Consider the following 14898-nt stretch of genomic DNA (forward strand, 5'->3'; position numbering starts at 1 on the left):
CACCCCGAAGGGCCCTTGGAACTCATACTTCCGAGGGCCCTTCACCCTTGTCCGGCCCGGGATCGCGCCCGCTCGGATGTGCCACCTGCCGACTTCTTGCCCCGTTGGGACACGGGCGACAGCGCGTAGCGCCGCACCGCGTGTCCCAACGGGGCAAGAAGTCGAGGGAGGAGCGTGATCAGGCGACGGCGGCGTCGACGGCCTGGAGGCGATAGCCCACACCGTGCACCGAGTGGACCTCGCAGCCGGCGTTCGGGCCGAGGCGCTTGCGCAGCCGCTTGACCGTCGACGCCAACTGTTCGTGGTCGCCGAGATAGTCGGTGTGCCACAGCGCCTTGACGAGCGCACCGAAGGGCCAGACCCGGTGCAGGTCCGAGGCGAGGAGGGTCAACAGGTCGAACTCGCGGGCCGACATCCGGAGCAGCTGGTCACCGGCAAGGACTTCGCGGACGGGCGGGTCAATGGTGAGCCGACCGACCCGAATCGGCTCCGGCTCGACCGCGGCGACGGAACCCCGCGCCGTGATCGCCGTCGCCGGGGCAGCCGACGCGTCAGTGCCCGTCGCGGCACTGGACACCGCCGGCATCGGCTGACCGACCGGCCCCGCGAGCACCGTCCGGGCGGTCTCGACGTCACTGGCCGCCATGACGAGCGTGCCGTGGGCCACCGATGCGGCGAGGGCGGCGACCTCCTTGAGGGGCAGTCCGACACACACGACGAGTGTCTGGGCGATCGGACCGTGACTCATGGTTCTTCTCCATCCCCTGCGGAGCACTTCTGAGCAACCTCAATGAACGGAACCTAGGCCCGAGTCGGTAAAAGGCGGCCCGGCTACGGGTAAGTAGTTGGCAAAATTCCGATCACTTGCGCCGGATAGTTACCACGCCGCAGCCTCCGAGGTGGGGAACCCACCGAGCAAAGTGACCGGACATTGCCCGGACATTGCCCGACTCGCGCCCTCGACCTGCCCGACAAGTGACCCGCAGGCGTCCTTCCCCGTGCCGGGAGCCGCTGCAAGCGTGAGACGACGTCCCCGCGATCACGGGGACGTCCCCTCGTCCCGGACACCCATCCGGGGCCAGATGACGGAGGTTCCATGCGAGTTCATTCCGAAGGGCGGGGACGGCTGTGGCCAGCCATCCTGGCGGTCATTGCCCTGATCCTGGCCACATGGGGCGCGGGCCTGCAGTCGGCCCAGGCCGCCGGAGTCCAGGGCACACCAGCTGCTGGATCCGACCCGGACGCCAAGTTCACCGCTGCGGTGACCAAGCAACTCCAGACCCAGAAGTCCGCGGACTTCTGGGTTCGTTTTGCTGACCGCGCGGACCTCACGGCCGCCAGTTCCCTCAAGGACTGGAACAAGCGCGGCGTGGCGGTCTACGACGCGCTGCGCAAGCAGGCCGCGGCATCGCAGGCCGACGTCATCGCCCAGCTCAAGAAGGCGAACATCGACCACACCTCGTACTGGATCAGCAACGCGGTCCTCGTCCGTGGCGGCACCGAAGAGCTCGCCCAGTCGCTCGCCAAGAACGCGAAGGTCGCGCAGATCCGGGAGACCAGCGTCTACGAGGCGCCCGAGCCGATCGATCTGAAGAAGACCGGCGACATGGGCCATGACGCGGTCGAGTGGGGCATCTCCGCGATCAACGCCGACGACGTCTGGGCCAGTGGCATCACCGGCCAGGGCATCACCGTGTCGAGCATCGACTCCGGAACCGACGTCAACCACCCGGCCCTGAAGTCGAAGTACCGCGGCCTCCTGCCCGGTGGCACCTTCGACAACAACTACAACTTCTTCGACTCCGCCGGTGCGTGCAACGACGCCGGCGACCCGTGCGACACCGACGGTCACGGCACCCACACGATGGGCACGATGCTCGGCTCCGACGGCGCCAACCAGATCGGTGTCGCCCCCGACGCCAACTGGATCGAGGCCAACGGGTGCAGCACCTGTGCCGACGCCGACCTCATGGAGTCGGGCCAGTGGATGCTCGCCCCGACGCGCACCGATGGCACCGGCGCCGACCCGAGCAAGCGGCCGCACGTCATCAACAACTCGTGGGGTTCGCGCAACCCGAGCAACGACCCGTTCATGGAGGACATCACCCTCGCGTGGGAGGCCGCCGGCATCTTCGGCCAGTGGTCCAACGGCAACAGTGGGCCGGCGTGCAACACGAGCGGTTCGCCCGGCTCGCGCATCGCGAACTACTCCTCCGGCGCGTTCGACATCTCCGGCAACATCGCGAGCTTCTCGGCCCGCGGCGCCGGCCAGGACGGCGTCGTCAAGCCGAACATCTCGGCTCCCGGCGTCAACGTCCGCTCCTCCCTCCCGGGCGGTAGCTACGGCACGGCCAACGGCACGTCCATGGCCTCACCGCACGTGGCCGGAGCAGTCGCTCTCCTGTGGAGCGCCGCACCGTCCCTCGTCGGTGACATCGCCGGAACCCGGGCGCTGCTCAACTCCACGGCCGTCGACACGAGTGACCTCACCTGTGGCGGCACCGCCGAGAACAACAACGTCTGGGGTCAGGGCAAGCTCGACGTCCAGGCGCTCATCGCCGCCGCTCCCGTCGGCAACGCCGGGCACATCGCCGGCACCGTGACGGCCGGTGGCAACCCGGTCAGCGGCGCCACGGTCCAGGTGACCGGTCCGACCACCCGCACCCTCACCACCGGTGCCGACGGCGCGTTCAACGTCGCGGTCACCGCGGGCGACTACACGGTCAAGGTCACGGCCTTCGGCTACCTCGCCTCGACCCAGTCGACCTCGGTTGCAGCGGGTGCGACCGCGACGGTGAGCGTCGCGCTGGAAGCTGCTGCCCGGCATACCGTGTCGGGCACGGTGACCATGGGCGAAGGTGGACCGCCGGTCAACGGCGCCACCGTCGCCATCGCGTCCCAAATCGCCTCTGTCACAACGGGATCGGACGGTCGCTACTCCATCGCTGATGTGCCCGAGGGGACCTACACCCTCAGCGTCAGCATCGGTGGTTGCGCGGCTCCGTTCTCCCGTGAGGTCGTCGTCGATGGCGACGAGACGGTCAACGCGGCGCTCGCGGCGCGGGCCGACGGCTACGGCTACACCTGCAGCGTGACGACGGGCACTCCCGCCCAGGGCACGACGCAGACGACCCTCACCGGTGACGAGAGCTCGCTCGCGATCGACCTGCCGTGGAGCTTCCCGCTCTATGGCAACACCTACCCCAAGGCGTACGTGTCGACGAACGGTCACATCAACTTCCTGGCCGGAGCGACGCTCTACTCCAACGGGACGCTCCCGTCCGCGGCTGCTCCCAACGCGGCGATCTACCCGTACTGGGACGACCTCAACATCGACGCCAGCGCCGGTGTGTGGACCGGGACGACGACGATCGGAGGTGTCGAGGCGTTCGTCATCGAGTACCGCAACGTCCGTCTCTACGCCGACGCCAACGCCCGCACGAACTTCTCGGTTGCGTTGTTGCGCAACGGAAAGATCGTCATGGGCTACGGCGCGATGACCGAGGGCAAGCCGGCACTGACCGGCACCTCGGCGACCATCGGCATCGAGAACGCGACGGGCACCGTCGCGTGGCTCTACTCCTTCAACAACGCCGGAGTGGTCTCGCCGAACATGTCGCTGACCTTCTCGCCGCCGCCCTCGGGCACCCTCTCCGGGACCATCACCGACGCGAACGACCACCTCCCGGTGGCCGGCGCCAAGGTGACGATCACCCCGGCCACGGGTGACCCGGTGTCGGTCACCACCGCGGAGGACGGCACCTACTCGAAGGTCCTCTTCCTCGGAACGTATGCCGTGAAGGCCGAGGCGGAGAACTACGTCACCGAGTCGACGTCGATCACCTTCGACAGCGACGGTGACACCGCCGAGTTCAGTCCGGCGCTCAAGACGGGCATCGCGACGATCACCGGCGCGGAGTCCTACGACTGGGGCGTCCTCGCCGCGGGTGACACCCGGCGCGAGACGTTCACGGTCAAGAACACGGGCACCGCTCCGCTCGAATTCTCGGTGGCCGAGTCCGGTCGCAAGACCACCTCGTCGGCCTCGCGACCCGCCGTGCTCAGCGGTGATGCCGTGAAGACGGCGACGAAGGGTCACACCAGCGCGAAGTCCGCCAAGGGGCTCTTCAGCACCGCACAACGTGCGGCGCAGAAGTCCCTCGTCGGGCCGACCGCGACCGGTGACGTGCTCAAGAGCTGGGACACGGGACTCTCCGTGGCCTGGGGTGTTGGCGTCAACTCCAACACCCACGTCTGGATCTCCGACCCGGAAGCCATCACCAACACCGCCTTCACGACCGACGGCGCCGCCCAGGCGGAGTTCCCCGGCAACTGGGGCGGCTCGTGGAACGGTGACATGGCCCTGAACACCCGCACGGGTGAGATGTGCCAGGTCAACGTCGGTGGCGACAACACGATCGTCTGCTTCGACTCCTCGACTGGTGTGGAGTCGTCGCGGATCGACGGACCGGAGTGGACGAGCACGTCGCAGCGCGGCCTCGCGTACAACGAGGGCGAGGACGTTTTCTACATCGGCGGCTGGAACGAGGGCATCCTCTACACCGTCGCCGGCCCAACCCACGACACCCCGGGCGCGACCCTGGCTCAGTGTGAGACGGCGGAGCCCGGCATTGCCGGTCTCGCGTTCAACTCCGAGTCGGGAACCGTGTGGATGGTGCCGAGTGCCGAGACGACGGTGTTCTACCAACTGTCGCCCGCGGACTGCTCGACGCTGCGCACGGTCGCCTTCCCGTCGACCGAGGACTTCCCCGGCGCCGGGCTCGAGGCGGACGCGGAGGGCAACCTCTGGGCGGCCGACCAGGTGTCCGGCAAGGCGTACCTCGTCGACGTCGGTGACCCGATCTCCACGGACGTCCCGTGGATCTCGGTCGACCCGACGACCGCGACGATCGCCGTCGGTGAGACGAAGACGTTCACGGTGGACGTCGACGCCTCGCTCGCCGAGCCCGGTGTCTGGTCGGGTGCCCTGCGCATCTCGACCGGCGCTGGTCGCGTCAAGGCCACCACCGTTCCGTTCCACGTCGTCATCTCGTCCTACTCGGTCGGTGTTGACGCGGGCGGCGCGGCGTCCCAGGGCAAGGACCTCTTCCTCTGGAAGGGCGACAAGCCGTGGGCCGCGGGCAGCTGGGGTTACGTCGGATCCGGCACTCGGGTCGTCACCACGTCGAAGGCGATCGCCAAGACGGATGACCCGAAGCTGTTCCAGACGCAGCGCGTCGGGGCGATGTCCTACCGGTTCGACGACGCACCGGCTGGCACCTACGCGGTCGACTTCGGCTTCGCCGAGTTGGCCAACACCAAGGCCGGCAAGCACCAGTTCGACGTCAAGGTCAACGGGGCGTACGTCCTCGTCGGCAAGGACATCGTCAAGGACGCCGGCACCTTCACCGCCGACCTCGACCAGATCACGGTCGAGCACGCCGGCGGCACGCTGACGATCGAGTTCGTCCCGCGCAAGGCCATGGGACAGCCGGTCATCAACACCCTCAAGGTCCAGGAGAGGAGCGACCTCTGACGGGTTGAGCCTCGGCTCGATCCCTTCCCCCCGGACTCCCGGTTCGTGCGCAGGCACGGACCGGGAGTTCCGGCGTGTGCGGTGTCGTCTCGAGGGGCCGAGCGAGGGCCAGGTGCCGTCAGACGACCAGTTCTGCGCGAGACGACCAGTTTGGGCTGGTCGTCTCGCGAAAAGGTGGTCGTCTCGAGGTGGGCGGGTGGCCCGCCCCTGTTCTTGTCCACAGGGGATTGGGGACAAGTTGGGGACGGAGCCGCAAACCGTGTGGACAACGTGACTCCTGCGGTGGACGACACGCCCGCCGCCTGTGGACGGAGAAATTTCTGCAGGAAGTTTGGCGAAACCCCTTGTGGCACACCGCAATTCGGGCGTAGAAATCTCTTACGCACTCCCCCCGGGGAGAGCGGGACAGCTCGGAAGAGAAGGTCCACACAGTGGGTTCGCCCACTGCGAGAGCCAGGTGACGTGGCACTCGGGACCTGAACGGAAGAGCAGTCGATCGGGAGCGTCACCACGACCGATCACCCCGAAGGGCCCTTGGAACTCATACTTCCGAGGGCCCTTCACCTATGTCCGGGCGGGTGATCGTGTCCCAACGGGGCAAGAAGTCGAGGGCGCCGCGGGGGGTAGTGGGCGCGCGGCGCACAGAGTTCTCACTTCGCTTGATCGCGGCGGTCAAGCGAAGTGAGAGAAACCCACTTCAGGCGGGAAAGTCGCTCGGTGTTTTCTTGACAGATTCCAGAAAAGGGAGTTGGCTGGATGCCGTGATGGTCGACGTCGAGGAGCTGCTGCGTGGGGCACACCTGCGCGTCACCCGCCCTCGCGTCGCCGTCCTCCACGCCCTGCATGACAGCCCGCACGCCGACACCGGAACGGTGATCGAGAAGGTGCGCGGACGGCATACCCAGGTTTCTCATCAGGCGGTCTACGACTGCCTCGCGGCGCTCACCGACGCGGGCCTCGTCCGCCGGATCCAGCCGATGGGCTCGGTCGCGCGCTACGAGCTGCGCCGCGGCGACAACCACCACCACGCCGTATGCCGTTCGTGCGGCTCGATCGTCGATGTCGCCTGCGCGACCGGCGAGGCTCCCTGCCTGCACGCGTCGGGCGCGGACAACTTCGCGGTCGATGAGGCAGAGGTCATCTATTGGGGGCTCTGCGCCGATTGCCAGCGCGAAAAGGCCTCTGCCACAGCCGAACTCACCACTTCACAGCCAACCAATACCGCAACGATCAAGGAGTAGGGACGACGATGACCGTCAGCGACAACAAGCCCGATGAGGCCCAGGTCCGGGAGATGAACGAGCAGCCCGAGGCTGCTGGCAAGTGCCCTGTCGTCCACGGGCCGGCGGCCCACCCCACGGGTGGTGACGCGAACCGCCGCTGGTGGCCGGAGCGGCTCAACCTCAAGATCCTCGCCAAGAACCAGCCGGTGACGAACCCGCTCGGTGGCGACTTCGACTACGCCGAGGCGTTCAACAGCCTCGACCTCGCGGCCGTGAAGAGCGACATCGCGACCCTGCTCACGGACTCCAAGGACTGGTGGCCGGCCGACTTCGGCAACTACGGCCCGTTCATGATCCGCATGGCGTGGCACAGCGCAGGCACCTACCGCGTCCAGGACGGTCGCGGCGGTGCGGGCACCGGCCAGCAGCGGTTCGCCCCGATCAACTCGTGGCCCGACAACGCGAGCCTCGACAAGGCCCGCCGTCTGCTGTGGCCGGTCAAGAAGAAGTACGGCGCGTCCCTGTCCTGGGGCGACCTCATGATCCTCGCCGGCAACGTCGCGCTCGAGACGATGGGCTTCACAACCTTCGGCTTCGCCGGTGGCCGCGTCGACGCGTGGGAGCCGGACGACGACGTGTACTGGGGCCCCGAGACCGAGTGGCTCGGCGACGAGCGCTACTCCGGTGAGCGCGACCTCGACAACAACCTCGCCGCGGTCCAGATGGGTCTGATCTACGTCAACCCGGAGGGCCCGAACGCCAACCCCGACCCGCTGCTGTCGGCCATCGACATCCGCGAGACGTTCAAGCGCATGGCCATGGACGACGAGGAGACCGTCGCCCTCATCGCCGGTGGTCACACGTTCGGCAAGACCCACGGTGCTGCCGACCCCGAGCCGCACATCGGCCCCGAGCCCGAGGGTGCTCCCCTCGAGCAGATGGGTCTCGGCTGGAAGTCGTCGCACGGCTCCGGCTCGGGCGCGGACGCCATCACGTCCGGCCTCGAGGTGACGTGGACCTACCACCCGACCCGTTGGGACAACGAGTTCTTCCACATCCTCTTCGCCTACGAGTGGGAGCTGACGCATTCCCCCGCCGGCGCGCAGCAGTGGAAGCCGAAGAACGGTGCCGGCGACGGCCTCGTGCCCGAGGCGTTCGGTGACGGCAAGCGCGAGCCGCGCATGCTCACGTCCGACCTGGCGCTGCGCTTCGACCCGATCTACGGGCCGATCTCCAAGCGCTTCCACGACAACCCGGAGGAGTTCGCCGACGCGTTCGCCCGGGCCTGGTACAAGCTGACGCACCGCGACATGGGTCCGGTCGACCGCTACCTCGGCCCGGAGGTTCCGCAGGAGGAGCTCCTCTGGCAGGACCCGATCCCCGCCAACGAGCTCGGCACGTCGGCCGAGGACATCGCCGGTGCCAAGGCGGCGCTCGCGGACTCCGGTCTCACGGTGTCGCAGCTGGTCAAGACGGCGTGGGCCGCCGCGTCGACGCACCGCACGTCGGACAAGCGTGGTGGCGCCAACGGTGGCCGCCTCCGCCTCGAGCCGCAGCGTTCGTGGGAGGTCAACGAGCCGGCCGAGCTCGCTCCCGTCCTCGACAAGCTCGAGGCGATCGCCGCTGACCACAACGTGTCCTTCGCGGACGTCGTCGTGCTCGCCGGCAACGTCGGTGTCGAGCAGGCCGCTCGCGCCGCCGGTGTCGAGGTCGAGGTGCCCTTCACCCCGGGTCGCGGTGACGCCACCCAGGAGCAGACCGACGTCGAGTCGTTCGCCTGGCTCGAGCCCAAGGCTGACGGCTTCCGCAACTTCGGTCGCGCCGACGCCAAGCTCCCGGCGGAGTACGCCCTGCTCGACAAGGCCAACCTCCTCGGCCTCTCGGCGCCGGAGCTCACCGTCCTCGTCGGTGGTCTGCGCGTTCTCGGTGCCAACGTCGCGGGCTCCACGGACGGTGTCCTCACCGACCGCGTCGGCACGCTGAGCAACGACTTCTTCGTCAACCTGCTCGACCTCGACACGGTGTGGGAGTCGGCCGGCGACAACACCTACACGGGTCGCGGCGGCAAGGGCCAGGAGTGGACCGGCACGCGCGCCGACCTCGTCTTCGGCTCGAACTCCGAGCTGCGCACCGTCGCCGAGGTCTATGGCGCCGATGACGCGGGCGAGAAGTTCGTCCACGACTTCGTCGCCGCGTGGGCCAAGGTCATGGACCTCGACCGCTACGACGTCAAGAAGTAGTAGTCAGCTTCGACTTATTGCCCTGTTGGGACCCGATGTGCGGGCGGTACCGCCCGCACAAACGGTCCCAACAGGGCAATACGTCGTTCTGGGGTCGTGAGGCGTTGCGCGTGGTGGACAGTGGTCGACATGACCCGACTACGCACGGTCTCGCCCAAGAGCCGCGGTTGGACGCGCCGCCGCGCAGGCAAGGGCTTCACCTATCTCGACGATGCGGGCAAGCGCCTCCCCACACGTGAGGTGGAGCGGATCCGTTCCCTCGCGATCCCGCCGGCGTGGGAGGACGTTTGGATCTGCCCTGTTGGCAACGGTCACCCCAGGCCGTTGGCACCGACGACGCCGGGCGACGCCAGTACCTCTATCACCCCGACTGGCGTGCCAAGCGGGACGAGCTGAAGTTCGACCGCATACTCGAGGCAGCCGCGCAATTCCCGCGCGTTCGCCGCCGCGTGACCCGCGACCTTCACAGAGACGACATGCCGATCGAGCGGGCTGCCGCTGTGGCCGTGCGCCTCCTCGATCTTGGCTATTTCAGGATCGGCAATGACGTCTATACCGACGCCAACGGCTCCTTCGGTTTGACGACACTCGAGCGCAAGCACGTGCGCAAGGCCGGTTCCGAGTTGCGCTTCCACTTCGAGGGCAAGGGCGGGATCGACCAGCAGGTGACGATCCACGACAAGGACGTCATCGCTGCACTGGCCGTGATGCGCCGTCGTCGAACCACCTCCGACCGGGTGCTTGCCCACCGCGACGGCACGCGCTGGCGCGATCTCGAAGCCTCCGACGTCAACGCCTACCTCGCCGACGTCTTCGACGGCGAGATCACCGCCAAGGACTTCCGAACGTGGCACGCGACAGTGCACGCCGCTGCCGCGCTCGCGAGTTCACCGGAGCCCGGGGACACGCAGGCATCCCGACGCCGCGCGGTCAAGGACGCGATCGAGCAGGTCGCCGACTACCTCGGGAACACCCCGACGATCGCGAAGAACTCATACGTTGACCCACGCGTCATCGACCACTACGAGAGCGGCGAGACGATCAGCATCCCCACGGCCAAGGGACGTGACCCTCTCGCCCGCCAGGCGGGTCTTGAGAGGGCGGTCCGGGCACTTCTTGGTTGATCTGGCTCGGTCCCAGCAGCGCAATAACTCGTTGTGAGGTCAGACGAGGGCGAAGAGGAGGAGGGTTGCCTCCCAGGTGCAGCCCGCCAGGACGGCGGCGAACGACACGATCCACACAAGCGCCGGTATGCCGGTGAGTTGCCTCAGCACGTTGGCGTCACTTCCGCGGTCCGCGCGTCCGTGGCGCGAGGTGAGGGCGCCGAGGTGGCGCCAGGCTCCGATGAGCAGGACGAGACCGACGGCGAGGAGCACGAGTGCCTGCGTCTCGGGGGTCGCCCACCACCAGAGCGCGCCGAGGCCGGCCGCGGCCAGCGCCACCGTGAAGAGCGTCCCGGCGGAGCGTAGGAAAACGAACACGATGCACAAGGTGAGGGCGGACGCGAAGAGCAGGCGGGCGGCATACCCAGACGTCGCGGACCACACGGCAAGGAGGCCGACGATCCCTGGCATCGGATAGCCCGCCCAGGTCGTGGCGATGCGGCCGAGGCCGCGGGCCGGGCCGACGGTGACGGCGTGGCCGGACATGTCGCCGCGGACGACGAAGCCGGTGAAGCGGCGACCGAACGCGACGCCGACGATGGCGTGGCCGAGTTCGTGGACGAGGGTGACGGCGATGCGCAGGGCCTGCCAGAGCTGCGGCACGAGGACCACGGCGAGTCCGCCGACGACGGCGAGGGTGAGGGCGGTGAGGTGGAGGCCGGGCGGGGCGGCCGCGAGCCGCGACGTGAGTTCGGGGCCGAGGTCCATGGGCGCTGACCGTAGCCGGTGGCGCTGTGGAGTTGGGGCGGAGGCCGTCAGCGGGCGAGATAGCCGCCGTCGATGGGGTAGTAGGCGCCGGTCGCGAAGGACGACCCATCGCTGGCGAGCCAGGCAACGAGCTCGGCCACTTCCTCGGGTTCGCCGAGGCGCTGGAGAGCATGCTGGGTCTCGAGGAACGTCCTGGCCTCGTCGGTCAGGCCGGCATCGATGAGCGGGGTGCGGATGAAGCCGGGGCCGACGGCGTTGACGCGGATGCCATCGGCAGCGTGCTCCCACGCCGCCACTTGGGTCAGGCCCACGACACCGTGCTTCGCGGCGGTGTAGGCCGGGGCGGTGGCGAAGCCCACGGCTCCCAGGATCGAGGCCATGTTGATGATCGACCCACCGCGACCCGAGGCCTTCATGGCTCGGATGGCCGCGCGCTGGGTGTAGAAGACCCCGTCGAGGTTGACCCGGATCACCTGGTGCCAGCCGTCGTCTGTGTAGTCGCCGCTGTTCGACGCCTCACCACCGATACCGGCGTTGGCCACGACGACGCTGACGTGACCGAGGACGTCGACGACCTCGTCCATCGCCCGGTCGACCGCCGCCGAGTCCGTGACGTCCACGACCGCGCCGTGCGTGCGGTAGCCGAAGTCCTCGAGCTCCGTGAGCACGGTGTCGATCGCACCCTGGTCCCGGTCCCAGATGGAGATGTCGGCGCCGGAGCGGGCGAGGACGTGGGCGCAGGCCCGACCGATCCCAGACGCTCCACCGGTGATGACGGCGACCTTGCCGCCCAAGCCGTAGGTGTTCATCTGCGCTTCCTCGATTCTCGTGGGGTGGGGCGGCCCGTGCGGGCAGCCCCGGAAAAGGCGACGGAGGCTCCGAGCAGGAACCCGAAGTCGTACCAGTGGCCGGAGTTGTGTACCTCGTAGATGGCCACGTCGTCGTTGAACAGCGACACGATGAAGGTGATCGGCGAGATCGCCCCGTGCCACAGGCCGAACCAGAACCCGCTCTGGGCACCGGTGCCGACGGCGTCGTTCGCCGCCGCTGCACAGCCGGCCATGAGCAGTGTTACGAGCCCGAGCCCCAGCACCGGGGCCAGTCGCCCCGGCCGCGAGTCCATCATCGGAATCACCACCCGCCTCGGGCCGTCTCTCCGGCTTCGTCCGCCGGGTCTTCACCCAGTCTTGGGTTCCCGCGCGCGGAGGGGCAGGGTCGAAGGTCCCGGCTGATGGAGCTGACGGGGCCATTCAGCCCGGGAGAGGAAGGTCTCCACTGTCTGCTGGAAATGACGTGTCTTTGCTGCGCCAGGTGCAGCAAAGACACGTCAATTCGTGAGTCCCCGAGGGTCCCGCCGACGGTCGTGTCAGAACCTCGGGATCGACGGCGCGCTCGGACGAGTCGGGTCGAGCGCGGGGTCGCCGGCGGCGAGGGTGCCGTCGAACCATTCGTCACGCTTCCAGTCCGGCACCGGCGGCGTCTCGCCCTCGACCGGCACGAACACCGACCGACGCGTCCGCCCGTCCTCACCGTGCGTGTGGACATATCGACGGCAGTTGGGGAACACCGCAGAGAGGCGGATACGCACGACAAGCGTGGCACCGGCATACACACTCATCAGTGGGTCGTCGGCGTCGATCGACGCCGAGCCGGTGAGGCGCAGGCGAGACCCGGTGGACCAGTCGATGAAGAGGAGTCCGACGGCGGCGTTCTCGGTGATGTTGCCCGTGCTGAGGAACATGCCGTTGCCGTCGTAGCTCGGGAACGCGATCGTGTGCGCGTCGACGACCCGGACGAACCCGGGGTCGCCGCCCTTGTGGGAGCACTGCGGCTGCCCGTTCGCGTCGGCGGTGGCCAGGAAGAACATGTCGCGCGCCTCGATGAAGGCGCGGTACGACGAGACGTCGTCGCCCGCGACACTCGCGAGGCGATCGGCGAGCCGCCGGGTGTCGAACCGGTCCTGCAGCACGCGGTGAGACTTGGTGAAGTCCATGGTCGTTGCCTCTCCGGATCGAGCATGGCACCGCTCGTGGAGGGCGCGGAAGTGCCGGACGTGCCGGGTGCGCATCCCTACGCCGGGCTGGTCACAAACGATTCGGTATGCCGGGTGCGCGCGTTGCACCGTGGCGCACCTTCGTGCCCCGCCAGATGGCGGGTGAAACCCGGCGAACTCCCGTCCCCCGACGGGTATTGCGGGATCGTTGACGCTCCGAAACTGGTGCGACCACCATTGAGCAAGGAGGCTCAGGATGACCGCTCCAACCACAGAACCCACGACCACTGCCGTCGTTCCGCCACTCGATCCGGAACTGGCCCCGGTGCCGCCGGCCATCCGTCAGGTGCTCAGGCCGATCACCTCCGACACGTTGGCGGATGTGCGCCTCCCTCTTGTGGTGATCGTGAGCGAAGCCTGCAGCAATCGCTCCGTCGATCGGTGCCAACCCGCTCGCGGAAGAACCTTGGGTCGGGCCCTGTTCGAGGACGTGACCGATGTCTAGCGGCCGGGTGCGCAGTCTCGGCAAGAGTGCTGAATCGTTTCGTGCCTCCAGCACGGGGCGGGCTCGCGGTACGGCCTCGACTGGGACGTTCGCGCCCCAATGGCCCTTGGGTGTCGGTTACCAGATGCCAGGCTGGCCACGCGTCCATCCTCCGTGAACTCAACGCCCTCGCTGACCAGCACGGCCCGGGCCCAATCAACCCACCGATGCGTGTTGTCATCCTGATCGGCCAGCAAAGTGCCATCGGCCTTCACGACCCGCCACCACGGAATGTCATGGCCCTCGGCGGGGGTAGTCATCCACGCATCGTTGTCGGGTCGGTTTCCGAGAACATTGCCGACCGCACGCGCGTGATTGCGAGTGAGGCCCACCCGCTCGGCAAGATCGCCGTAGGTGATCACGGTGCCTGCCGGGATGTCACGAACCGCCGCATAGATGGCTTCGGAGTTGAGGCTGGTCACGCACCGATGCTCTCAGTCTGGGGTGGCGCCCGCAGCAATTTCGCGGCTGGCGGCCCGCGATGGTGACGTGGGCAGCCTGAGTGAGACAGGCATGCGAACGGGGGTGCTCACGTCCTTCTGGGCGCCGTGACGCGCCTGGAGAGACCACTTCGGTGGCCTCGTCGCGTGTGCCTGACCGGGTTGGCTGCTGTGGCGGGCCACCGCCCCTCGCAGCCGTAACCGCAGGTCAGCGACTTTCGGGTAATACCCACTCAGCCGACGACGGGCGCGAGGGCGCGTCGGTAGGTGTCGATGTCGGGTTCCTCGTCGCTCAGGAGCCGGAACAGGCCGGCGCGCACCATCGCCTGCCGCGGCGCGCCCGTCGTCCACGCGTCCATGACGGCGAGGTCGGTCCCCCAGTTCACGGCGGCGTCGAGGGTGGCGACCGCCTCGGCCCACAGGGCGGGCCGCCAGTACGGCGCGACGTCGATGACGAACGGGATGCCGTCCCCGTCGAGGAGGACGTTGCCGGCGAGGTCGCCGTGGACGAGCTGGTCGGGGCCGAGGTCGTGTGTGGTTGTGCGTGCGGCCAGGAGTTGGGCGACGAGGGGCGCGATGGGCGTGGGTATGCCGGTGGGCTGGCTCTCACCGAAAGCGGCGAGTTCCGCTGTGGCCCAGCGTGATTCGTTGTGGCGTATGCCGTTGGGCTGGGACTCGACCTTGGCTGCCAGTCGGGCGTGGAGCAGGCGCCCGGTGGCGAGGACGACGTCGAGGTCGGTGCAGAGGCGCGTGTCTGGTTCGTACCTCGTCGCGCCCCAGCCCTGCACGACCCACTCGAGCTCGCGGGTCGGGATCGGCATGGCGAGGCGTATCGAGCGGGGGCGTTCGTGGTCGAGTACGGCGGAAAGTCGGGCGATGATCGGGTTGAGCCAGTGGGCCAGTCCTCGATCCCGTCCGGGCGAGAGGACGAGGTCGCCGGCGCGAAAACTGTGGCCCTGACCGCCGTCGAGTGCGATCGGCTCAGGCGGCACCGCGAATAGGTCGTAGACCTCGGTCGACGGCATCAACGATTGAACTCCTCAGGGAGTCG

Annotated in this window: 12 protein-coding genes; 5 read left to right on the plus strand and 7 right to left on the minus strand. The window is 68.3% G+C overall.

Translation table 11 applies throughout. The annotated features are described in order from the left end of the window. Positions 1-178: 178 nt before the first annotated feature. Positions 179-748: a winged helix-turn-helix domain-containing protein gene (locus N803_RS17520; protein WP_052112153.1), complete on the minus strand. Its 570-nt coding sequence runs from the start codon at positions 746-748 to the stop codon at positions 179-181. Positions 749-1096: 348 nt separating this feature from the next. Here N803_RS17520 and N803_RS10460 point away from each other — a divergent pair, with 348 nt between their 5' ends. The 5 genes from N803_RS10460 (at position 1097) to N803_RS10475 (ending at position 10123) form a co-directional block, all read left to right on the plus strand. Beyond that, a complete protein-coding gene (locus N803_RS10460) occupies positions 1097-5536 on the plus strand; it encodes a S8 family serine peptidase (RefSeq protein WP_052112154.1) in 4440 nt (1479 codons plus the stop codon). Between the two features lie 764 nt (positions 5537-6300). After that, positions 6301-6777 (plus strand): Fur family transcriptional regulator, encoded by a 477-nt coding sequence (locus N803_RS10465; protein WP_035904909.1) that lies wholly within the window; start codon positions 6301-6303, stop codon positions 6775-6777. Between the two features lie 8 nt (positions 6778-6785). Continuing rightward, a complete protein-coding gene (gene katG, locus N803_RS10470) occupies positions 6786-8999 on the plus strand; it encodes a catalase/peroxidase HPI (RefSeq protein ID WP_035904910.1) in 2214 nt (737 codons plus the stop codon). 129 nt (positions 9000-9128) lie between these two features. Beyond that, positions 9129-9395 (plus strand): hypothetical protein, encoded by a 267-nt coding sequence (locus tag N803_RS18895; RefSeq protein WP_245617197.1) that lies wholly within the window; start codon positions 9129-9131, stop codon positions 9393-9395. Continuing rightward, complete coding sequence (locus N803_RS10475; RefSeq protein ID WP_245617162.1) at positions 9287-10123, plus strand: DNA topoisomerase IB; 837 nt, start codon at positions 9287-9289, stop codon at positions 10121-10123. Before N803_RS18895 ends, N803_RS10475 begins: the two co-directional genes overlap by 109 nt. Positions 10124-10162: 39 nt before the next feature. Here N803_RS10475 and N803_RS10480 read toward each other — a convergent pair whose 3' ends face one another. The 6 genes from N803_RS10480 to N803_RS10505 form a co-directional block, all read right to left on the minus strand. Continuing rightward, positions 10163-10870 (minus strand): M50 family metallopeptidase, encoded by a 708-nt coding sequence (locus N803_RS10480; protein WP_035904912.1) that lies wholly within the window; start codon positions 10868-10870, stop codon positions 10163-10165. A 47-nt stretch (positions 10871-10917) separates the two neighbouring features. Next, a complete protein-coding gene (locus N803_RS10485; RefSeq protein ID WP_035904913.1) occupies positions 10918-11679 on the minus strand; it encodes an SDR family NAD(P)-dependent oxidoreductase in 762 nt (253 codons plus the stop codon). Next, complete coding sequence (locus N803_RS10490; RefSeq protein WP_245617195.1) at positions 11676-11996, minus strand: hypothetical protein; 321 nt, start codon at positions 11994-11996, stop codon at positions 11676-11678. The genes N803_RS10485 and N803_RS10490 overlap by 4 nt, the downstream gene beginning before the upstream one ends. A gap of 240 nt (positions 11997-12236) precedes the next feature. Next, on the minus strand, positions 12237-12863 hold the full coding sequence (locus N803_RS10495; protein ID WP_052112155.1) for a pyridoxamine 5'-phosphate oxidase family protein: 627 nt from the start codon (positions 12861-12863) through the stop codon (positions 12237-12239). Between the two features lie 501 nt (positions 12864-13364). Further along, positions 13365-13829, minus strand: a complete 465-nt coding sequence (locus N803_RS17965; RefSeq protein WP_084764375.1) for an MGMT family protein — start codon at positions 13827-13829, stop codon at positions 13365-13367. 251 nt (positions 13830-14080) lie between these two features. Beyond that, positions 14081-14872 (minus strand): aminoglycoside phosphotransferase, encoded by a 792-nt coding sequence (locus N803_RS10505; protein ID WP_245617163.1) that lies wholly within the window; start codon positions 14870-14872, stop codon positions 14081-14083. Positions 14873-14898 lie beyond the last annotated feature (26 nt).

It is taken from the genome of Knoellia subterranea KCTC 19937 (genome assembly GCF_000768685.1).
Classification (GTDB): Bacteria; Actinomycetota; Actinomycetes; order Actinomycetales; family Dermatophilaceae; genus Knoellia; species Knoellia subterranea.